Annotated in this window: 22 protein-coding genes; 11 read left to right on the top strand and 11 right to left on the bottom strand. The window is 63.1% G+C overall.

Annotated elements, in window-relative coordinates; genetic code table 11:
* Nucleotides 1-910, bottom strand: a 910-nt coding sequence (locus tag LC298_RS06705) for a hypothetical protein (RefSeq protein ID WP_223385569.1), incomplete at its 3' end; no start/stop codon positions are given.
* A 252-nt stretch (nt 911-1,162) separates the two neighbouring features.
* On the opposite strand from LC298_RS06705, the gene LC298_RS06700 reads away from it, so the two are divergent.
* Nucleotides 1,163-2,122 carry a cation diffusion facilitator family transporter gene (locus tag LC298_RS06700; RefSeq protein ID WP_223385568.1) on the top strand — a complete coding sequence of 320 codons (960 nt, stop codon included), beginning with the start codon at nt 1,163-1,165 and terminating at the stop codon, nt 2,120-2,122.
* A 344-nt stretch (nt 2,123-2,466) separates the two neighbouring features.
* On the opposite strand, the gene tdh is transcribed toward LC298_RS06700, so the two are convergent.
* The 3 genes from tdh to LC298_RS06685 all read right to left on the bottom strand — a co-directional run bounded on the left by tdh (nt 2,467) and on the right by LC298_RS06685 (nt 6,082).
* Nucleotides 2,467-3,492 carry an L-threonine 3-dehydrogenase gene (gene tdh, locus LC298_RS06695; RefSeq protein ID WP_131568785.1) on the bottom strand — a complete coding sequence of 342 codons (1,026 nt, stop codon included), beginning with the start codon at nt 3,490-3,492 and terminating at the stop codon, nt 2,467-2,469.
* An 18-nt stretch (nt 3,493-3,510) separates the two neighbouring features.
* Nucleotides 3,511-4,713: a glycine C-acetyltransferase gene (locus LC298_RS06690; protein WP_131567904.1), complete on the bottom strand. Its 1,203-nt coding sequence runs from the start codon at nt 4,711-4,713 to the stop codon at nt 3,511-3,513.
* 103 nt (nt 4,714-4,816) lie between these two features.
* Nucleotides 4,817-6,082, bottom strand: coding sequence for an MFS transporter (locus LC298_RS06685; protein ID WP_131567906.1), 1,266 nt, complete (start codon nt 6,080-6,082; stop codon nt 4,817-4,819).
* 294 nt (nt 6,083-6,376) lie between these two features.
* Here LC298_RS06685 and LC298_RS06680 point away from each other — a divergent pair, with 294 nt between their 5' ends.
* Nucleotides 6,377-6,604, top strand: coding sequence for a hypothetical protein (locus tag LC298_RS06680; RefSeq protein WP_131567908.1), 228 nt, complete (start codon nt 6,377-6,379; stop codon nt 6,602-6,604).
* Nucleotides 6,605-6,607: 3 nt separating this feature from the next.
* On the opposite strand, the gene LC298_RS06675 is transcribed toward LC298_RS06680, so the two are convergent.
* From LC298_RS06675 to LC298_RS06665, 3 genes are all read right to left on the bottom strand, one after another.
* Nucleotides 6,608-8,566, bottom strand: coding sequence for a BTAD domain-containing putative transcriptional regulator (locus LC298_RS06675; RefSeq protein ID WP_131567910.1), 1,959 nt, complete (start codon nt 8,564-8,566; stop codon nt 6,608-6,610).
* A gap of 171 nt (nt 8,567-8,737) precedes the next feature.
* On the bottom strand, nt 8,738-10,258 hold the full coding sequence (locus LC298_RS06670) for an AMP nucleosidase (RefSeq protein WP_131567912.1): 1,521 nt from the start codon (nt 10,256-10,258) through the stop codon (nt 8,738-8,740).
* A gap of 101 nt (nt 10,259-10,359) precedes the next feature.
* Nucleotides 10,360-10,533 (bottom strand): hypothetical protein, encoded by a 174-nt coding sequence (locus LC298_RS06665; protein WP_158284746.1) that lies wholly within the window; start codon nt 10,531-10,533, stop codon nt 10,360-10,362.
* Nucleotides 10,534-10,828: 295 nt separating this feature from the next.
* Between LC298_RS06665 and LC298_RS06660 the strand changes: the two genes are divergently transcribed.
* Nucleotides 10,829-11,026, top strand: coding sequence for a hypothetical protein (locus LC298_RS06660; protein WP_131567918.1), 198 nt, complete (start codon nt 10,829-10,831; stop codon nt 11,024-11,026).
* An 87-nt stretch (nt 11,027-11,113) separates the two neighbouring features.
* A complete protein-coding gene (locus LC298_RS06655; RefSeq protein ID WP_131567920.1) occupies nt 11,114-11,782 on the top strand; it encodes a peroxiredoxin-like family protein in 669 nt (222 codons plus the stop codon).
* Nucleotides 11,783-11,879: 97 nt separating this feature from the next.
* Here LC298_RS06655 and LC298_RS06650 read toward each other — a convergent pair whose 3' ends face one another.
* A complete protein-coding gene (locus tag LC298_RS06650; RefSeq protein WP_131567922.1) occupies nt 11,880-12,797 on the bottom strand; it encodes a LysR family transcriptional regulator in 918 nt (305 codons plus the stop codon).
* 184 nt (nt 12,798-12,981) lie between these two features.
* On the opposite strand from LC298_RS06650, the gene LC298_RS06645 reads away from it, so the two are divergent.
* Nucleotides 12,982-13,293, top strand: a complete 312-nt coding sequence (locus LC298_RS06645) for a hypothetical protein (protein ID WP_131567924.1) — start codon at nt 12,982-12,984, stop codon at nt 13,291-13,293.
* A gap of 98 nt (nt 13,294-13,391) precedes the next feature.
* Here the strand turns inward: LC298_RS06645 and LC298_RS06640 are convergent, their stop codons facing one another.
* Together LC298_RS06640 and LC298_RS06635 are read right to left on the bottom strand one after the other, a co-directional pair.
* Entirely contained in the window at nt 13,392-13,562 is a 171-nt protein-coding gene (locus LC298_RS06640) for a hypothetical protein (RefSeq protein ID WP_158284747.1), read from the bottom strand.
* Between the two features lie 128 nt (nt 13,563-13,690).
* Entirely contained in the window at nt 13,691-14,347 is a 657-nt protein-coding gene (locus tag LC298_RS06635) for a GntR family transcriptional regulator (protein ID WP_131567925.1), read from the bottom strand.
* A gap of 138 nt (nt 14,348-14,485) precedes the next feature.
* Here LC298_RS06635 and dctP point away from each other — a divergent pair, with 138 nt between their 5' ends.
* From dctP to LC298_RS06610, 5 genes are all read left to right on the top strand, one after another.
* A complete protein-coding gene (dctP, locus tag LC298_RS06630; RefSeq protein ID WP_131567927.1) occupies nt 14,486-15,472 on the top strand; it encodes a TRAP transporter substrate-binding protein DctP in 987 nt (328 codons plus the stop codon).
* Between the two features lie 66 nt (nt 15,473-15,538).
* A complete protein-coding gene (locus LC298_RS06625; protein WP_131567929.1) occupies nt 15,539-16,087 on the top strand; it encodes a TRAP transporter small permease in 549 nt (182 codons plus the stop codon).
* Nucleotides 16,087-17,403 carry a TRAP transporter large permease gene (locus tag LC298_RS06620; RefSeq protein ID WP_131567931.1) on the top strand — a complete coding sequence of 439 codons (1,317 nt, stop codon included), beginning with the start codon at nt 16,087-16,089 and terminating at the stop codon, nt 17,401-17,403. Before LC298_RS06625 ends, LC298_RS06620 begins: the two co-directional genes overlap by 1 nt.
* On the top strand, nt 17,367-18,647 hold the full coding sequence (locus LC298_RS06615; RefSeq protein ID WP_199223245.1) for a malonyl-CoA decarboxylase domain-containing protein: 1,281 nt from the start codon (nt 17,367-17,369) through the stop codon (nt 18,645-18,647). The genes LC298_RS06620 and LC298_RS06615 overlap by 37 nt, the downstream gene beginning before the upstream one ends.
* 11 nt (nt 18,648-18,658) lie before the next feature.
* Entirely contained in the window at nt 18,659-20,170 is a 1,512-nt protein-coding gene (locus LC298_RS06610) for a malonate--CoA ligase (protein ID WP_131567933.1), read from the top strand.
* A gap of 75 nt (nt 20,171-20,245) precedes the next feature.
* Here LC298_RS06610 and LC298_RS06605 read toward each other — a convergent pair whose 3' ends face one another.
* Entirely contained in the window at nt 20,246-20,590 is a 345-nt protein-coding gene (locus LC298_RS06605) for a DUF2147 domain-containing protein (protein ID WP_131567935.1), read from the bottom strand.
* Between the two features lie 407 nt (nt 20,591-20,997).
* Here LC298_RS06605 and LC298_RS06600 point away from each other — a divergent pair, with 407 nt between their 5' ends.
* Nucleotides 20,998-21,264, top strand: a complete 267-nt coding sequence (locus LC298_RS06600; RefSeq protein ID WP_131567936.1) for an SEL1-like repeat protein — start codon at nt 20,998-21,000, stop codon at nt 21,262-21,264.
* Nucleotides 21,265-21,288 lie beyond the last annotated feature (24 nt).

Here is a 21,288-nt window from a genome sequence, read left to right as displayed (position 1 = left end):
CGGCGGTCTTTTCCCGCGCGTAGTGCGCCAGCCAGTTGCATTCGACGAGCACCTCGTCGATGTCGTGGACGTGGCGCTTGCGGTGGCCGGGCGGCCAGCCGGACCTCAGCGGGTCGATGCGCCTTGGCCTGACCGGCCGGCCGTTGTCCCGCGCGCGGTCGTGTCGCGCCTTCCAGCGGGCAAGGCGTTGGGCCTGGCCCGGAATGTCGTCGAGCGCGGCCTTCAGCGCCTGCAGCCGGCGGCAGAGCTGCACCGCGCTGACCGGGTCGTCGGGGGTCGGCGCCGGCCTCACCGGAACGGGCTGCGGATCGCCGTCGAAGAAATTGACGATGCGCGGCACGCCCCGCGGGCCGGGGCGGGCAGGGGAAAAGTCGAACCGCTTCAGCGGGTCGAACAACTGGAATGATGGCATGTCGGGCTTCACGGAATGGGCCGGGTTTTCTGTCCCGCCCTTAAGCTCCTCGCTTGAAGCTCGTCGCTGGCGGGCCGAGTCGTCTGTCCCATTCTTAAGCGCCTCCGCTTCGCGTCGTTGCTGGCGGGCCCCTGGCGGCGCAGAGGTGGCGAGGCCGAGATCGATCCGGTGATAGACGATGCGGGTGGCCTGCGCTTCCATCAGCCGTCCTTTTTCCCGTGCACGCCGTGCCTGGGCGATGATCTCGGCCTGGCTCACGGCCGGCCCGGCATCGGGCTCGCGCGTGCGGGGCTGGAAGAAGACGTGCCTTGCGGCGGTGACGATGAGGCGGCGGACGGCGGATTCGGCGGGCCTGAGCACGATCAGGATCTGGCCATGGACGCTGCGCGGCAGGGTGGCGACAGCCGTCACGCCGATCAGCCCGGCCAGCGCGAACAGCGCCGCGACGATGCGCTCCAGATCGGCGCGGTTTTGCGCGATCGCCCCTTCCCAGTCCATCGGATCTCCTTTCCGTCAAACTCGGAGGAATGATGCCGGAAGCTGCGAAAGTGTCGATAAAAATCGGATGAAAAAATGCGAATAACGAACGAAAACAATGGGTTGAAGGAATGTGTTTAGAAAATTTATCGACGAAACCAGACGTGTGAACGTTTCTTGACCTTCCGGTGACTGGAAGAAATAACGTCCGGGACGTAATGTCCGCCCGGATGGTTCGGCACGGACCGTCGCGCGATCGGAGGCGCATCCGCCATGAGCATGGAACACGAAACCGGAATGAACATGCAGGGCCATTCCGGGCATCTGCCGTCGTCGGGCCGGGCGCTGACGATTTCCGGCTGGCTGACGGGGATCTACTTCCTGATCGAACTGGGGATCGGGCTCTGGACCGGCTCCATCGCGGTGCTCTCGGACGCCTTTCATACCTTTTCGGCGGTCGGCGGCGTACTCGTCGCCATCGCCGCCGCGCGGCTGGCACGGCTGCCGGCAAGCGAAAAACTGTCCTTCGGCTGGTACCGGGCCGAAATCATCGGCGCGCTGGTCAACGGCGCCTTCCTGCTCGTGATGGCCGTGCTGGTGATCGTCATGGGCGCGATGCGGCTCGGCGAGCCCGTCGACCTGCCGACGACGCCGATGCTGTTGGCGGCCGCCGGGGGCTTCGTGACCGAATTCGTCGCGCTTTACCTGCTGTTCCAGCAGCAGAAGACCGACCTCAACGTGCGCGGGGCCTACTGGCACATCATCCAGACCTTTGTCGGCAGCATCATCATTGTCATCGCGGCCCTGGTCATCCGGTTCACCGGATTCCTCGCCATCGACCCGCTGCTCGGCATCGCCTTCGGCTTCGTGCTGCTATGGGCGAGCTGGGGGATTCTGCGCGACGCCGGCCACCTGCTGATGGACGGGACGCCCGGCGACATCAGCCTGCCGGGCATCGCCGCAGATCTCGCCGCCATCGACGGCGTCCGCGACATCCACCACGCCCATGGCTGGGCGCTGACGGCGGGAAAATACGTGTTCAGCGCGCATATGCGCGTCGGGGAGGGCGGGCGCGACAGCCACGAGATCCTCGAGGAGGCGCACGCGCTGCTGCGCGACAAATACGGCTTCTTCTTCTCCACCCTGCAGATCGAGACGCGCTGCCTCGACGAGGACCATGCCGGTTCGATTGCCGTGGACCTGGGGCAGGGCGGGGAGGCCGGGGCGAGTTAGGTTGGGCGCGAGAATCCGGAGTCGAATGGGGGAAGATGACGGAGGGGTGGGCCGAGCTGTTCGGCGGCCTCGAAGCTGTGCAAAGGACCATAACCCACACTCCGTCATCCTCGGGGCAAGCCCGAGGATGACGAGCTATGTTTGGTTGCAGCGCCTACGCAACATCATCGCTTGCGCCAGTGATCCAGCGCTGCGACAGGACTGGCGCCAGGAGAACCCCTCATCCGTTTTCGCCCGTTGACGGAACGGACGAAAACCTTCCGGCCGGCGAAAGCCAAATCGTTGGCTTTCGCAATACGGCCTTCAATCTCCCGCAAGGGGAGAAGGGAGGGCGTTCCAACGCCTCACCCCCAGTCCAGCACCACTTTCCCGCAGCTTCCTTCGCCCATGCGCTCGAAGCCTTTTTTGTAGTCCGTCACCGGCAGCCGGTCGGTGATGATCGCGCGCAGGTCCAGCCCCGACTGGATCATCGCGATCTCCTTGTACCAGGTCTCGAACATCTCGCGCCCGTAGATGCCGGTGATGACAAGCGCCTTGAAGACGATCGCAGTCCAGTCGGTCGGAATCGGCTTTGCCGGAATGCCGAGCACAGCGATCTTACCGCCCATGATCATCTGCTCGATCATCTGCGCGAAGGCGGGGGCGGCGCCGCTCATCTCCATGCCGACATCGAAGCCCTCGCGCATGCCGAGGCGGGCGCGGACCTCCATCAGGTCTTCCTTCGCGGTGTTGACTGGGGTGATGTCGGCGATGCGGCCGGCGAGGTCGAGGCGATCCTGGTTGATATCCGTCAGCACGACATGGCGCGCCCCGGCGTGGCGGGCAACCATCGCCGCCATGATGCCGATCGGCCCGGCGCCGGTGACCAGCACGTCCTCGCCGACCAGCGGGTAGGTGAGCGCCGTGTGGACGGCGTTGCCGAACGGATCGAGAATCGCGCCGAGCTCGTCGTCGATGTCGTCGGGCAGGGGCACGGCGTTGAAGGCGGGGAGCTTCAGATATTCGGCGAACGCGCCGGGGATGTGGACGCCGATGCCCTTGGTCTCCGGATCGAGGTGGAACTTGCCGGCGCGGGCCGCGCGAGAGCGGTGGCCGACCACATGACCCTCGCCGGAAACCCGCTGGCCGATCCTCAGATCCTCGACATGGGAGCCGATCTCGACGATCTCGCCGGCATATTCATGGCCGACGACCATCGGCACGGGGATCGTTTTCTGCGCCCACTCATCCCAGTTCCAGATGTGCATGTCGGTGCCGCAAATGCCGGTCTTCCTGATCCTGATCAGGATGTCGTTGGGGCCGATTTCCGGCACGTCGACATCCATCAGCGACAGCCCCGGGGCGGTCTCGGCCTTCACAAGCGCCTTCATGGTTCCGTTCGAACTCATTCAAATGACTCCCAATTCGCGGCCGACCGCCTTGAACGCGTCGAGCGCGGTGTCGAGATCGTCGCGGGTCAGCGCGGCATTCATCTGCGTGCGGATGCGGGCCTTGCCCTTCGGGACGACCGGGAAGAAGAAGCCGGAGACATAGACGCCGCGCGCGTCGAGGCCGGCTGCGAAATCCTGCGCCAGCCGGGCGTCTCCGAGCATGACGGGCACGATCGGGTGCTCGCCGGGCAGCAGCGTGAAGCCGGCCTCTTCCAGGCCCACGCGCCAGTATTTCGCGTTGTCGAACAGCTTCGCGCGCAGATCGTCTCCGGCCTCTACGATTCTCAGGACTTCCAGCCCGGCGGCGACCACCATCGGGGGCAGGGCGTTGGAGAAGAGATAGGGCCGGGCGCGCTGGCGCAGCATGTCGATCACGGCTTGAGGCCCCGCGACATAGCCGCCGATCGCCCCGCCCAGCGCCTTGCCGAGCGTGCCGGTGAGGATCGCGACCTTGTCGGCCACGCCGTGATGATGCGGCGTGCCGCGGCCCTCAGGCCCCATGAAGCCGGTGGCGTGGCAATCGTCGACCATCACGATCGCGTCGTATTTCTCGGCAAGCGCCGTGATCTCCGGCAGTTTCGCGAGATAGCCGTCCATGGAGAACACGCCGTCGGTGGCGATCATGATGTGCCGCGCGCCATCGGCTTTTGCCGCCTTGAGCTGGGTTTCGAGATCGTCCATGTCGGAATTGGCGTAGCGGTAGCGCTTCGCCTTGCAGAGGCGAATGCCGTCGATGATCGAGGCGTGGTTGAGGGAGTCGGATACAACCGCGTCGTCGGGGCCGAGCAGCGGCTCGAACAGGCCGCCATTGGCGTCGAAGCAGGCGGCGAAGAGGATCGAATCGTCCTTGCCGAGGAACGCGGCGAGCGCCTGTTCCAGCTCGCGGTGCGAGGCCCGCGTGCCGCAGATGAAGCGCACCGAGGCCATCCCGAAGCCGTCCTTGTCGAGGGACTTCTTCGCTGCTTCGACAAGCCGTTCATCGTCGGCGAGGCCGAGATAGTTGTTGGCGCACAAATTAATGACCTCCCGCGCGCTCCCATCGGAGCGGATGCGGATATGGCCGGCCTGCGGCGAGACGATCTCGCGCTCGCGCTTATAGAGCCCGTCAGCCTCGATCTCCGCAAGCGTTTCGGTCAGGTGGGAAAGAAATGTGTCGGACATGGAAAGCCTCTGTTGCGCACGTCAGTGTTGTGCGCCGGGTGCGCGCCGGCTGCAAGGGTTGCGGCGCGCCGTGACGGTCAGGCGACAGGTCCGCGCAGGCGGTCTATTCTCCGGCGTCGAGGCGCTCGAGCTCGATCTCGTCCTCCTCGGCGCGCGGGTCGAGCGATGCGGTCTCCAGGGTCGACATCCGCCCCGGCTGGGCGGCGACGAATTCGGTCTTTTCGGTCGGCGCGGCGCGGGTACGGATGCGCAGCAGCGCGTAGACGATCAGCGCCGCGTGCGCGAGAGCCGTGGTGACGAACAGGCCGGCCGGCCCCGCGAACGACATGATGACGCCGGCGAGCAGCGGCCCGGCGACCGATCCGATGCCGAACAGCAGCAGCAGCCCGCCCGAGGTGCGCAGGAAGTAATTGTCCGGGGCGTGGTCGTTGGCGTGCGCCACCACGACCGGGTACATCGAGAAGATGCACGCGCCGAAAACCGCCGAGGCGGCGAGCACGACGGGAACCGAGGCCGGCTGCACGAGGACCAGGAAGATGTCCACCACCAGCGCGGTGGCGGTGATCGCGACCAGCACGATGCGGCGGTCCATCCGGTCGGAGAAATAGCCGATCGGCACCTGCGCCCCGGCACCGGCCAGGATCGAGATGCTCATGAACAGCGCGATGGTCCCGATGTCCAGGTCGATGCGGTCGGCATAGACCGCGCCGAGCGTGCCGAAGGCGCTGTTCGACACGCCGATCAGCACGACGGCGGCCACCGCGATCGGGGAGTTGCGCCACAGGGTCGGCAGGTCGAGCTTGGCCCCGACGAGCGGGTTCGGCGCATGGCTGGCGTAAAGCCCGCTCGGCAGCAGCGCCAGCGAATAGAAGATCGCGGCGAGCACGAAGAACAGGTAGGTCGAGGTGTCGCCGAAGGTCAGCGCCATCTGGCCGAGCGTCGTCGCCGCCAGATTGATCATCGTGTAGAGGCCGAACACGCGGCCGCGGCTGCCGGCATCGGAGCGCTCGTTGAGCCAGCTTTCGACGATCATCGCCGCGCCCGCGAAGGCGAAGCCGGCGACGCCGCGCAGCGGCACCCACGCCCACGGGTCGATGATCAGCAGCGACGCCAGCACCGACACCACGGCAAGCGACGTCATCGCCGAAAAGGCGCGGATGTGGCCGACGCGCCCGACCGTGCGCGGCATCACCAGGCAGCCGAGGATGTAGCCGCCGGCCCAGCCGGTGCCGAGCAGGCCGAGCGCGAACGACGAAAACCCTTCCTCGCTGCCGCGCACCGGCAGGATGAGGCCGTTGACGCCGCCGGCGAACATGAGCAGGGCGGAGCCGGCGAGCAGCGGATAGACGGCGCGGGGCAGGGTGGGCATCGAAGAGTTCCGTTTTATCAGCGGCACCGTATGGACGGCACCATCGGCAGGGGTTCAGCAATCAGTCGTGGCGGCTTCTGCCCCGGTTCGGCCCTACACTACGCCACGCTGCCGAGTTTTGAAGGTGAGGCGGCGCGGTGAGGCAGTTAACGCCGGCCGAGGCTGTGTCCCCATAGCCCGATTCTTGCGTTTTGACGCATTTATAACGCGCATGGCGGCAACCGCTAACGCGATTTTGGCGGCGCTTTCACGGGGAGAGAGCATCCTGTGCTTGAGCAGCACAGGAGAAACGCCATGACCACCGATGCGATCCGAAAGGCCCACACCGCCATTTCCCCGCCCGCTATCGATCCCGCCGTCGTGTCGCTGCCGTTCAGATGGTTGCGCGACGCAAATGCCGCCTTCGCCGCCTATGTCCATTTCAAGGAATTGACGCGCGAGCGGCTGCGGGACGTCGGCTTGACGAAGAAGCAGCAGGACGAAGCGTTCCTGCGGCAGTTCGCGCCGAAGAAATACGATTGACGGTCAGGCCCAGCAGCCCGCGCGCCTGAGCCCGTCCATGAAGGTCGCGAAATCGTCTCCGCGGCGGAACGGATAGGTGGACCGCACATAGTCTTCCGAAAAGTCCGGCTGCAGTTTGCGCAGCCGGGCCAACGCTTCGGCGGCGAGATCGCCGCGCCCGGCAAGGCCGAAGGTGGCGATGCACCGTTGCAACCCGCGCGAATAGTCCGGCGCGGCGGCCATCAGCCGCCGGGCCGCCTCGACCGCCTCGTCCAGCCGGCCGGAGAGCATGTAGCAGGTGGACAGATCGCCCAGCACCGCACCCTTGTGCGGCGGGTCCGGGTTGAGCCGGAACACGAGTTCGAGATGCCGGAGCGCTTCCTCCGGTCTGCCCAGCCATTCCAGGGTGCACCCGGCGGCGTGGCGGGCAAGGGCGGCCGAGGGATTAAGCCTGACCGCCTCGCCGCTGTGGTATTCCCCGGCGCGGTAATCCCTGTGTCCGAACACCTGTATGAGCGCCTGGTAGGAATGGGCCTCCCAATCGTTCGGATCGAGCGCGATCGCCCGCTTCGAGGCTTCCTCCGATTTCAGGCCGCGCCCGTCGCGGTCCGCGTCCCAGCCCATCAGAAAGAACCGCCAGTGGACCTTCGCGATGCGCGTCCATGCGCGGGCGTATCCCGGCTCCAAACCTGTCGCCCGTTCCAGCAGGCGCAACTGGGCGGCATTTCCCTCGGGCGTTCCGTAGCCGCCTCCGCCGAGCCGCTCCAGTTCGTCAGCCTCCGTGACGAGGTGCCAGGCAGCGAGATTGACAGGGGGCTTGCGGGCGATCCGTTCCGCTTCCGCACGGGCGATCTGAGGTTCCAACTGAGCGACGATGGACCGGCTTACGACCTCCTGGAAATCGAAAATGTCCTTTATCTCGCCGTCGAAATTCTGCGACCAGAGCGACTCTCCGGTGGTGGCGTCCGCAAGAGTCACCGTTATCCGGGCCGTGTCACCGTAATGGCGCAGGCTGCCGCAGACCGCATAGGACGCCGCGACTTCCCGCGCCGCGCTGCGGATGTCGGCCTCGCGAACCGATTTCCAGCCGATGGCCTCCGGTCCGATAACCGGAAACCAACGCCAGTAACTGAGCGTCATCCGCATTTCGTCGACCAGACCGATCGCGAGCATGCGGTCGTCCGCGCTGGCGCTCAGGCAGTCGAAACCCATGACCAGAACCGATGGCCGGTCGAACAGGGTCGCTTCGGAGGTATTGGGCGTTGGACCGGCGCCCGCCGACTTTGCGCCGGCGATTTCCTCGCGCAGCCGCGTCAGTTCCGGCCCCGGCTTCGCCTGGAATTCGGCGTCGAGCCGCGCGGCAAAATCATCGAAGAGCGAGAGTCCGTGGAGCCGCCGTCCGTTCGCCAGGGCGTTCCGCATCCGCGCCGCGACCGCGATTTCGTTGCAAGTGTCGATCTGCAGGAGCTTGCCGGCGCATTCTTCCGCGGCAGCAAGATCGCCCCGATCCAGTTGCTGCCTGATGTTTTGTTCGGCAAGCCCGACGAGCCGTCCCCGGAAGACCCGCCGCTGGTCCGCAAGCCATTCCTCGAAGGGTTCCAGCGGAAGATCGATGCCGTCGAGTATCTCGCCCCTAAATAGGTCCAGGGCCTCGCCGCACGGGATTCGATCAGCCATGACCGACCAGACGTCGAGATCAACCCCGCCATCCATGGTGATTGTCTCGGTGTCTGCGCGAATGGTCGTTTCGGCAGGACCCAGCGCCTTTCTGAGGGAGGAAAGTTCCTGACGAAGCGACGCCCGTGCCTGCGGCTCGTCGCGATCCGGCCACAGCAGGGCCGCAGCGCCCTGGCGGGATATCCGCCGACCGGGCGAAAGAGCGAGGACGGCGAGCATCGCCCGGCCGCGTTTCGACGCGATGTGGAGATCCTCGCCCCCGAATTCCGCCTGGAACGTCCCAAGAAGTCTGACGCATAAACCCATTTCGCCCGCTCCCGGTCACGAGCCTCGGCAAGACGTGACGTCATAATAATCCGCGATGCGGTGCTCGGGAAAGTCCACCTGCGGGACAGATGCTGTCTAACCAGTCCCGCCAGAGGCGGAGCGCGGGCATCCCGGGCGATGCTGCGATCCTCGTTCTGCCTAGCGGCAGGCTTACTGGAACGCTGTCTCGTTGAAGCTTCTCAGCTTGCGCGAATGCAGCCGTTCCGGCGGCATCTGGGCGAGCTTCTCCATCGCCTTCATGCCGATGATGAGGTGCTGCGAAACCTGCCGCTTGTAGAAGTCCGTCGCCATGCCGGGTAGCTTCAACTCGCCGTGCAACGGCTTGTCGGAGACGCAGAGCAGCGTGCCGTAGGGCACCCGGAAGCGGAAGCCGTTGGCGGCGATGGTTGCCGATTCCATATCGAGCGCAATGGCGCGCGACTGCGACAGCCGGCGGACCGGCCCGCGCTGGTCGCGCAGTTCCCAGTTGCGGTTGTCGATTGTGGCGACCGTGCCGGTGCGCATGATCTTCTTCAGCTCGTAACCGGTATAGCCGGTCACTTCCTCGACCGCCTGTTCGAGCGCCACCTGGACCTCGGCGAGCGGCGGAACGGGCACAGACAGGGGCAGATCCTCGTTCAGCACATTGTCCTCGCGGACATAGGCGTGCGCCAGCACGTAATCACCGAGATTCTGGCTGTTTCGCAGTCCGGCGCAGTGGCCGAGCATCAGCCAGGCATGCGGGCGCAACACGGCGATGTGGTCGGTGATCGTCTTGGCGTTGGACGGGCCGACGCCGATATTGACCATGGTGATGCCGGCGCGGTCGTCCTTCATCAGGTGGTAGGCGGGCATTTGCGGAAGCCGCGGCGGAACCATGCCCGAGGAGGGCGTGGACGCGCCCGCCTCGGTAATGAGGTTTCCCGGCTCGACAAAGGCGGTGTATTTGCCGTCTCCGTTGGCGACGGCCTCGCGAGCAAGCTGGCAGAACTCGTCGATGTAGAACTGGTAGTTCGTAAACAGCACAAAATTCTGGAAGTGCGACGGGCTGGTGGCGGTGTAATGCGCCAGCCGGTGCAGTGAGTAGTCGACGCGCTGGGCGGTGAATGGCGCCAGTGGCAGTGTGCTGCCGGGCACGGGTTCGAAGTCGCCGTTGACGATGTCGTCATTGGTGGTGTTGAGGTCGGGAACGTCGAAGGTGTCGCGGAGCGGGCGCACAAGATTGCCGGCGTCGGCCTGCTCGACATAGGCGCCTTCCTGAAACGCGAAATGCAGCGGTATCGGCGTTTCCGATTCCGACACGGTGACCGGCACCTCGTGATTGCGCATGATCAGGCTGATCTGCGTCTTCAGATAGTCGCCGAAGAGGTCCGGGCGGGTGATCGTGCCGGTGTAGCGGCCCGGCGCGACCACATGGCCGTAAGCCAACCGCGAATCGACATGGCTGTAACTGTCGGTTTCGAACTCCAGCAGGGGGTAGAATGCCCGCACGCGGCCGGTATCGGTTTCGCCGCGGCCGATCGCCTCGAACCGGTCGCGCAGGAAGCCGGTATTGCGGTCGTAAAGCGCGCGGATGGCTTCAACGGCCTTCGCGGGATCGGTGAAGGATTGCGGTTTGAAGGGCGGAGGCAGCTCGCAGCCTGCGCTGGAGATCGGGTTCCGGGGGAGGGTTTCGAGAGTCTGTATGGTCATGGCGCACTATAAACGCGCCGATGTGACAGGCAAACCACCCCTGCGGGTTCGGGGTCTGTTTTTTGTACGCAGGCCCGTAGCGCCTGCAAAGGCGACAGAGATCAGCCCCGGCGCATCAGCGAGACATAGAGAACGAAACCCGCGCCGCTCGGCTTGCGGATGCCATCGTCCTGCGCCGCAGCAAAGCCGACGAGCGGGCCGATGAGGAGAACGGCAATCGCCGAGGCACGTGCCGCGACCCGAATACGGTGGTAGGTCTTGCTGGTCTGTTTCATCACTCTTCCTGAAATTTTCTGCCCCCCGAATGCCATCCGGGCGCTGAACCAACCCTGAGAACGCTGTTCAGGTTCCATTCATCTGCGGAGGTTCCATTCCAATTTGGCATGAATGATATGAGATAGCGCGCCCTACAGAATTTTAGTGGCATCAATCATATCTGCATCATCGAAACGGCGGCGGAATGGCCCATCGGTCTGACCTCCCACGGACGAGAAGGCTCCCGCCCTTCGGTTTCGATTTCGAAGGGCCGCATGGCTCGCCGAACAACCGAACAAACAAAGGAAAAGAAAAATGAAAACGCTTATCGCTTCTGCTGCAATCGTTCTTGCAACCTCGAGCGGCGCCTTCGCGGCTTCGACCGCGCTGGATGCCTACGAGCCGGTCAAGAACGAAGTCGCCGTCGATTACACCGCAACCGCTGCGACGGGTATCGACAACGCCCTCGTCGAGCGCGAGCGCCTCGGTGACGGTTCGCCGCAGTACCAGTAAGTCAATTTTGTGATCACCGTCGCCGGAGACATTCACTTCTCCGGCGATGGTGCTATCGTAACGGAGAACCGAACCGGACGATGATCGATGTCTCTCAACAAGCGACTGAAATTTCTGGGTGATACGATGTGGCGCAACGCCTGCTGCGAAGACCAGCAGGTGCGTGATCTCGCATTGCAGAACCAGAGTCAGTACGCGACGGAGGAAGGCAGGATCGTCAACCACCCGGAGAGCGTTCCCGACATTGAATTGATTAGCGCCGACGGAAACCGTCAAAGTGTTCATTCCCTGATTGAAGGCAAGCCGGCGGTGGTGCTGTTCTTCCGCGGCAGCTGGTGTCCGTATTCCACCACGTCGATGCGCGCGCTCGAGGGCATCCGCGTGGATCTGTCTCGCCATGGCGTCGCGATGATCGGGGTAACGCCTCAGCGGCACATTACGCTCGCTGCCGCCACCTCGCGCAATGCGCTTGGCTACCCTCTTCTGACGGACCCCGAACAGGCGTTCGCCGAAGCCATGGGCGTGCGGGTCAAAATCATCGATGAGATGATCAACATGTATCAATGCCAGGGGTTCGACCTGACCAAGCTCAACGAATCGGGCGACTGGTCGCTGCCTTTGGAGGCAACGTTCCTGGTCGATTCGAGCGGGCAGGTCGTCGAAGCCAATGCCTATCCTTACCCGACCAGACGGATGGAGCCCGAGGAAATCCGCGGCCGCATGCTGGCGCTTGCCGATCAGCGCCAGTTCGCCTGAAACCAGGAGCTGCCTGCCTCGGACCCCACGCTTTGCGGTGGCGCGACAGCGTTTTGTCAAATGCAAGCGCCAAACATCTGTTTGAACCGGGCGCCGGTCAGATCAACGCCGCACCGCCCGTCATCGACGGATCCAGCCGGATCTCGAATTCCAGAAAATCGATCATTGCGCGCACCTTCGAGGGCGTGAAGCGCCGCGACGGATAAACCGCGTACATCGGAAACGACGGACGCTCGTAATCGTCCAAAAGCGTCTCCATGTTTTCCAGCTCCCACAGGTCGGGAAACAGCCAGCTCGGTGCCATGATGATTCCGAGGCCGGATAGGGCTGCCTGGCGCATGCCGTCGGAATTGTCGATACGCAGCCGCCAGTTCACCTTGATGGTTTCGGTCTCCCCGCCGACCGAAAACTCCCATTCATCGCTATCGGGCCTTCCGCCAAAGACGATGCACTCGTGCTGCTCCAGATCGCGGGGCGTTTCCGGACGGCCCTGACGGTCGAGATAGTCCTTCGAGGCGACGACGATCCTGCGGATGCTGCCCATCCTCTTGGCAATCAGATTGGGTTCGCGCGGCTCGCCGAACCGGATCGCGAGGTCTAGCCCCTGTTCCACGAGATTGGCGTTTGCGTCCTGCAGCATGAGGTCAACCTTAAGGTCCGGATACTGCGTCTCCAGGAGGCCGAGACGCGGCACGATATGCATCCGCCCGAAACTTGCCGTGGTCGTCATGCGCAATATGCCCGAGACCCTGCCTTCGCGCCGTCGCAGCCGGTCGGTTGCCTCGTCCACCGCCTCGATTGCGATTCGCGCATGGATCAGGAGCTCCTGGCCTTCGTCGGTGAGCGCAAGCGAGCGGGTCGAGCGCTGAAACAGACGAGCGCCCAGATAATCTTCCAGCGATGAAACCTGTTTTGAAACAGCAGGTTGGCCGACATTCAGTTCCCGGGCCGCTGCCGAAAAGCTCTCCGTTTCGGCGACCCGAACGAACGTCCTGAAGGCGGAAACCAGATCCATTGTTCATTCCCCGGGAGAATAATTCATATGATGAGGGAGGCTATTATCTTTCGCTGGGAATGCAATCATATTCCACGCATCGAAACGACGCGGTGCCCGGTTTTCTCCCGACCTCCCAAGCTTCAACCGGTCATCGCTCGTTTCGAGACTGTTCTGACAACAAGGACTTAGAAGGGACCTCACCATGAAAACGCTTCTCACAGCAGCAGCCATCGCAATCGCATCGACTACGACCGCCTTCGCGGCATCGTCCGCTCTCGACGTTTACGAGCCGGTGAACACCCAGAGCGCCATCGACTATACGGCGACCGCAGCCATCGGCGCTGGTGCTGCCGACCTCGAAAACGACCGCTTGGGCGACGGTTCGCCGAGATATCCTTCCAATAATGGACGGATCGATTTCACGGCAACTTCTTCGGTCGGAGCACCGGTGGGTCAGTCCGCGTTTGGGCTCCATGCGCCGCGCCTCGGCGACGGTTCGCCGCTCCACCAATAACGACCCCCAGCGGTCAGGCTCCCCTCCGCCTCACCGCACGTCGGCAAGCCGCGGTCCCGTCTCTCCGGGCCGCGGTTTGTCCGTTCCAGGACATAGTCCTAGTAATATCTTTGGGAATTGCAGCCGGGAGCCAGGATCACCGGGCAATCCCCGGCCAATGGCGTCGCCCAGTTCATGGCATGCCGCGAGGGCTGCTGGACGACGATCGCAAATCCCGCCCCGAGCAGGGCTGCGGCGAGACAGACGAATGAGAAGCGGCGTGCATGCATCGGGTTCCCCCTCTTAGAAACCGCAGCCATTGTCCGCGCAGGCGTGTGAATGACGGCTGATAGTGCCGTTCATCTGCCGTTCAGAATGATTAACACGGGATGCAGGCCTGAGAGCGAACTGGAAAGGGCTACTCTGCTGCCGCCTTGTAGCTCGCCATCAGGTGATGGAATTTCTCACCTTGGATCGCAACATGTTGCCGTAGCGTATTGGAAGCACCTAGTGAATCGCCTTCGGTGAGCGCGGCCACAATATCCTCATGTTCCGCCATGGACTGCTTCATGCGGCCCCGGAGATGAAGCTGCATACGCCGGAACGGCTTGAGCCGCCGGTGCAGCCGCAGGGCTTCCTGTTCGAGAAAGCTGTTGCCGGACTGCGCGTAGATAATGTGGTGGAAGCGTTCGTTCTGGCGGTAGTAGGCATCGGCGTCGCCGGCCTGCACGGCGGCCTGGCATTGGGCGTTGGCGTCCCGCAACCGGTCCAGCGCCTTGTCGGAGATGCGGAGCGCGGCAAGGCGTCCGCACACGGCCTCCAGTTCCGCCATGACTTCAAACATCTCGATCAGTTCCACCGGGCCGGGCTGGCGCACGAACACGCCGCGGCGCGGGATTTGCTCGACAAGTCCGGACAGGGCGAGACGCTGAAATGCCTCACGAATGGGCGTGCGCGAGACGCCGAACTGCTCGGCCAGCCGGATCTCGTCGAGCCGGTCGCCATTCGCGAAGGCGCCGCTGAAGATCAGGTCTTCCAGCTCCTCGGCAATGGCGTCTGCGCGTCTCGGTTCCATGGTTCCAGCCTAGTCATACGGCATTGGAGATGCAATCAACAGATTCTTGTATACAGAAAGTTTGACAACAAATACAGCGAAACGGTACAAACACCTATCGGCCCGACCGGGTCGGATTCACTGTTTCGGGAGGAAACCATGAAATCGAGAATACTGACCGCAGTGTCGTCAATCGCCCTGCTTGCAGCAGTGTCCACTGCCGGTGCCAAGGAACTGAGGCTTTCGCACCAATGGTCGAACAAGGATGTCCGGCACCAGGTCGCGCAGATCGTCGCCGACGAGGTCGCCAAGGCCGATGTCGACCTCGATATCAAGATCTTCGGATCGAAGTCACTGTTCAAGCCGCGCGAGCAGTACAAGCCGCTCAGCCGCGGCCAGCTCGACATGACCGTGTTTCCGCTCAGCTATGCGGGCGGCCAGCAACCCGCCTTCAACCTTACATTGATGCCCGGCCTTGTGAAAAACCATGACCACGCGGCCCGCCTCAACGACAGCCCCTTCATGGAGGAGATCAAGGCGCGCATGGCGGAGGACGATGTCATGGTGCTGGTCGACGGCTATCTCGCCGGCGGGTTCGTCGGCAAGGACAAGTGCATCACTTCGCCGGAGGACGTTCAGGGCCTGCAGACGCGCGCTGCCGGCAAGGCTTTCGAGCAGATGCTTGCCGGGGCAGGGGCCTCGATCGCGTCGATGGCTTCTTCGGAGATCTACAACGCGATGCAGACCGGCGTCCTCGACGCCGCCAACACATCGTCCTCTTCCTTCGTGAGCTACCGCATCTATGAGCAGGCCAAGTGCTACACGCCGGCCGGCGAATATGCCCTGTGGTTCATGTACCAGCCGCTGCTGATGAACAAATCGACCTTCGAGGGGCTGACCGAAGAGCAGCAGGAAGCGCTGCTCGCCGCCGCCGAAAAGGCCGAAGCCTTCTATCTCGAGGAAGCAAAGAAGCAGGATGCGGCCTCGGTCGAAGTCTACAAGGAGGCGGGCGTCGAGATCGCGCAGATGACCGAGGAGGAGTTCAACGCATGGCGCGAACTGGCCAAGCAGACCTCCTACAAGGCGTTCATCGAGGAAGTTCCTGACGGGCAGGAGCTTCTCGACAAGGCACTCGCCGTGGAGTGAGTCTCGGGCCGGGGGCACGTCCCCCGGCCATCTTTCAAAGCCGTTCTCTACACAATGGGGTGACCGATGGCTGGGCACAGCACAGCTGCCACGGCACACGCAGGCGACAACCCGTTTCTGCGCGCCGTCGCGGCGATCTCTACACTTGCCGGATGGTTTTCGGCTGCGATGGTCGTGGCCGCCGTGGCGATCACCTGTCAGATGATCTTCATTCGCTTCGTGCTTAACGGCTCCACCATCTGGCAGACCGAGGCCGTCGTTTATCTGATGGTCGCGGCGACGCTGGTCGGTTTGCCCTATGTGCAGCGGCTTCGCGGCCACGTGAATGTCGATCTGGTGCCTTTGGCGCTCAGCATGCCGGTACGCCGGTTGCTGGCCGTCTTCACGCTCGGTCTGTCGATTGTCATCGTCGCGATCATGCTGTGGTACGGCTACGAGTTCTGGCATTTCGCCTGGGACCGCGGCTGGAAGTCGGACACGGTCTGGGGCGTACGGCTCTGGATACCTTATCTGTCGATCCCGATCGGTTTCGCCCTTCTGATGCTGCAATTGATAGCCGATCTGGTCGCTGTCCTCCTCGGCGTCGACAAGCCCTTCGGTCTGGAGGAAGGCTGATGGATCCGCTTCTGCTCGGTTTGTTGGTCGCGGTCGTGACAATCATCGTCCTGTTCTCTGGCGTGTCGGTGGCCATCGGCCTGCTGATCGTCTCGGCCGGATTTCTGATAGTTTTCGACGGAATGCGGTCGCTCGAACTGATGCCCGAAATCCTGTTCGGCAAGCTCGACAATTTTGCGCTGCTCTCGATCCCGATGTTCATCATCATGGGCGCGTCCATCGCTTCCACCCGGGCGGGCGCCGATCTCTACGAAGCGCTGGAACGCTGGCTGACACGGGTGCCGGGCGGGCTGGTGATCTCCAATCTCGGCGCATGCGCCCTGTTTGCCGCGATGTCGGGCTCCAGTCCCGCCACATGCGCCGCGATCGGCAAGATGGGCATCCCGGAAATGCGCAAGCGCGGCTATCCCGACGGCGTCGCCGCCGGTTCGATCGCCGCCGGGGGCACGCTAGGCATCCTTATCCCGCCATCGGTGACGATGATCGTCTACGGCATCGCGACGGAAACCTCGATTGGCCGGCTTTTCCTCGCCGGCGTGATACCGGGCTTCCTGCTGGTCGGCTTGTTCATGGCCTGGTCGCTCTATTCGACCTGGCGCTCCGGCGATACTGCCCGTCTCGGCTCCGGCTCGTATACCTGGGGACAGCGTTTCGAGATCCTGCCGCGCGTCCTGCCGTTCCTGGCGATCATCCTCGGAGTGCTCTATGCGATGTATGGCGGCATCGCTACTCCCTCGGAGACCGCGGCGGTGGGAGCGCTGCTGTGCCTGCTGATTGCAATGGTCATCTACAAGCTGTGGGCCCCGCGTGCTATATGGGTCGTGCTGCGCGACAGCACCAAGGAAAGCGTGATGATCCTGTTCATCATCGCGGCGGCCGGCGTTTTTTCCTACATGCTGTCGAGCCTGTTCATCACCCAGTCGATCGCCGAGTGGATCGGGACGCTCGACGTCAACCGCTGGGTGCTGATGGGCGCCGTCAACGTCTTCCTCCTGATCGCAGGGTTCTTCCTGCCGCCGGTGGCGGTGATCCTGATGGCCGCGCCGATCCTCCTGCCGATCATCATCACCGCCGGGTTCGACCCGATCTGGTTCGCGGTGGTGCTGACAATCAACATGGAGATCGGCCTGATTTCGCCGCCGGTCGGGCTGAACCTTTACGTCATCAACGGAATTGCGCCGGATATTTCGCTCAAGACGATCCTTACGGGCTCGCTCCCTTACGTGGCGTGCATGGTCTTGGCGATCATCCTTCTCTGCATTTTCCCCGGGTTGGCCACATGGCTGCCGAACGTGGTGATGGGAGCGAGCGTGTGAGCCTTCTTGCCGATCTTCTCTCCACGGTTTTCGAGAGACGCTATATCGGCCTGTCTCCGGGGGATCGTGACAACCGTCCGATCGGCGAACTGGCCGACGAGTTGATGGGGACGCGCGGGGAAGTCTCGGGACTGGTATTCGCGCAGAAGATACTCGACCGGTTCGAGCGCATGGCCGACGAGGAAAAACTCGGCTTCTTCCGCCATCTGGCGGTCGCCATGAACATCGACCCGGCGCGGGTCCGCGAGACGCTGGAGGCCCACGAGCAGGCGCCCGGGAAACACACCTATCGCGAATTCATGGTCGCCGCGGAACCGCGGCGCCAGGAGCTCATCCGGCGGCTCAACCAGGTGCCGGGCGCGACCGGACAACTGGTTGCGATGCGCTCGGATTTGCTGCGGCTGGGCCGTGGCGATGTGGAACTGCAAGCGCTCGATGTCGATTTCCGGCATCTCTTCGCCTCCTGGTTCAACCGGGGCTTCCTGGTTCTGCGCCCGATCAACTGGGAAAGCCCGGCGCATATTCTCGAGAAGATCATTGCCTACGAGGCGGTGCACGCGATCGACAGTTGGGAGGATCTTCGGCGGCGGCTTCGTCCGTCGGACCGGCGTTGCTTCGGCTTCTTCCATCCGTCGATGCCGGACGAGCCGCTTATCTTTGTCGAGGTCGCGCTGACCAAGGGCGTACCCGGATCGATACAGGGACTGCTGAGCGGGACGCGCGCGGAACTTGCCTCGGAAGCGGCGAACACGGCGGTGTTCTATTCCATCTCGAACTGCCAGCCCGGGCTGGCAGGGATCTCCTTCGGCAACTCGCTGATCAAGCAGGTCGTCGCTGATCTCTCGGCGGAACTCGCCGGACTCAGGACGTTCGTCACCCTTTCACCCATTCCGGGCCTAGCCGGCTGGCTGGAGAAGACTGGCCAAGACCATGAGAACGTCGATGCGCAACGGTTGAGATCGCTCGCCGCGCACTACCTCCTCGCGGCCAAGCGGCCAGATGGCGCTCCGCTCGATCCTGTCGCCCGCTTCCATCTCGGAAACGGTGCGCTGGTCCATGCCGTGCACGCGGACGCCGATACCTCGCCCAAGGGGCGTGCTCAGTCGGGTGGCGCCATGGTCAGCTACCTCTATGACCTGCCGAAAATCTCGCAAAACCACGAACGCTTCGCCACGACGGGACAGATCGCCGCCTCGCAAGAGGTGCGCTCGCTGAGCAACGCGGCGGCGAAAATCCAAGCCTGAGGAAAAAGGTTATGGGAAATCCGCTTTACGATTCACTGTTCGCGCGCCACGCGGGCAAGACGACGCCATTTCTGTATCTGCGCGACGGGAGCATCATCACGCATGAGGCGTTTCTCGCGACGACGGCGCGCTTTGCCCATGTTCTCAGCGACCTGGAATTGGAGCCGGGCGACAGGTGCGCCGTACAGGTGGAGAAGTCGACTGAGGCGCTGGCGCTCTATGCCGCATGCGTGCAGGCGGGCGTGGTGTTCCTGCCGCTCAATACCGCCTATACCGCCGACGAGGTCTCGTATTTCGTCGACAACAGCGGCGCGCGTCTTTTCGTGTGCGACGGAACCAGCGCCGAGGCCATGAAGCCGATGGCAAAGGCCGCCGACGCGATGCTGGAGACACTGGACGCTGACGGGGGCGGCAGTTTGCCGGAGCGCGCGAGGGAAAAGCCGACGGATTATCCGACCGTCAATCGCGCCTCCGGTGACCTTGCCGCCTTTCTATACACGTCGGGAACGACCGGGCGTTCGAAGGGCGCGATGCTGACGCAGGACAATCTCCTGTCGAACGCCGAGACGCTGGTCGATTACTGGCAATTCACCGACCAGGACGTTCTCCTCCATGCATTGCCGATCTTCCACACCCATGGGCTGTTCGTGGCCAGCAACGTCACGCTCCTTTCCGGCGGATCGATGATCTTTCTTCCCAAATTCGATCTCGACGCGATGATTGCGCTGATGCCCAAGGCGACCGCGATGATGGGCGTTCCGACCTTCTACACGCGTTTGCTGGGCGACCCGCGCTTTACCCGCGACCTGACCGCCCACATGCGGGTCTTCATATCAGGCAGCGCTCCCTTGCTTGCCGAGACCCATGTGCAGTTCGAGGAGCGTACCGGACATCGCATCCTCGAGCGCTACGGTATGACCGAAACCAACATGAACACCTCCAATCCCTATGACGGCGAACGGCGCGCCGGAACAGTCGGCTTCCCGCTGCCAGGCGTGGAACTGAAAATCTGCGATCCGACAACGGGCAATCAACTTGCAAATGGTGAGATCGGGCAGATCGAGGTGCGCGGCCGGAACGTTTTCAAGGGCTACTGGCAGATGCCCGACAAGACCCGCGAGGAGTTGCGCGATGACGGCTTCTTCATCACCGGCGATCTCGGCAAGGTTGACGCGGATGGCTATGTCCAGATCGTCGGCCGCAACAAGGACCTGATCATTTCCGGCGGCTACAATATCTATCCCAAGGAGATTGAACTGGTCCTCGACGATCAGCCGGGCGTTCTAGAAAGCGCGGTCATCGGTGTGCCGCATCCCGATTTCGGCGAGACCGTTGTCGGCGTCCTGGTGCCGGAGAATGGCGCTACGCTCGACACGGAAGCGATTGGCGATGCGGTCGGAAAGTCGCTTGCCCGCTTCAAGCACCCGCGCAGGCTGTTCGTCATCGAGGAGTTGCCACGCAACACGATGGGCAAGGTGCAGAAGAACGTCCTGCGGGAGAGATACGGCAAGGCGTTCGCTTAGGGCAGATTGAGGTCGGTGAAAGAAAACGGCGCCCCGCCAAGGGACGCCGCCTATGAAAATGTAGCGGGCCCGGGCTTACTGCCTCTTCAGCGTCTCGCTTTTGCAGATTACGCCGCCGAGGACGCAGCCCGAGAGCTTCATCGAGTTGCCGTTGACAGAGGCTTTGCCCGTGTAGGTCTTGCCCTCATCGAGCTTGTTGACCTTGCCCTTGTAATTGGCTCCCGAGCCCTTCATGCAGCCGATCGACTGGCCCTTGTATTCTCCCGTCATCACCGTGCCGCAGAAGGCTCCACCATTTGCCGCGTACTTGATCACCGTACCATTGTCGCGCTTCCAACTGCCTTCGATGGGCTCCGCAGCCATCGCGGGGGCTGCGACCAGACCGGCGATCGCGCTGGCCAGAATGAAACGTCGGATCATGAACTACCTCCCAAGTGCCGGCGAGCGCCTCGGATCGCCGCTGTCGTTGACCAATACGTAAACGTAAACCACAAGTCCCGTCCGGGGAACAGAGGCCGCGCGCTCATTTTGGAGATATTTTTTCCTGGTGCGCCGCACCGCTCCGGTGATCACGGTTAGCAAAGCGTTGCTTGTGGCCGGTCGAATTGTCCGTAAAAATTCCAGTATATCTAGAAAAATCAAACCGTTGGTCGATTAACGCATCGTCAAATTTACCAAGCATTTGAACTTTGTTTGTCGGAAATTAAGCACGCTTTTTAGCAACCGATTCAAGTCAATGCGCCATTCTCAACGCATCGAACGGGAACGAGCCGATAAAAAACAGGCCGCCTCGGGAGTGTGAACAGGGACGACAAGGGAAATTCACGATGGCACGCATTGAAATCGAAAATGCCGACATGGCTGCGCTGGGCGCGGCGAACAATGCAGGCATCCTTTTTGAAATGGGCATGATGTATGCGACCGGCCGCGATTGCGAGGTCGACATGGTGGCCGCCCACAAATGGTTCAACATTGCAGCGATCAAGGGTTGTTCGCGCGCTGCCTTGCTGCGCTCGGAAATCGCTGAAACGATGTCGAAACCGCAACTGGCCAGCGCACTACGCGCAGCGCGCGAGTGGATGACACGCCACTGAGGCGCGATTGCGCGCCACAAATAG

This window comes from Oricola cellulosilytica (assembly GCF_019966575.1).
In the GTDB taxonomy this organism is placed as follows: Bacteria; Pseudomonadota; Alphaproteobacteria; order Rhizobiales; family Rhizobiaceae; genus Oricola; species Oricola cellulosilytica.
The sequence above is the reverse complement of the archived record's forward strand: the minus strand, read 5'-3'. Positions and strand labels throughout refer to the sequence as shown.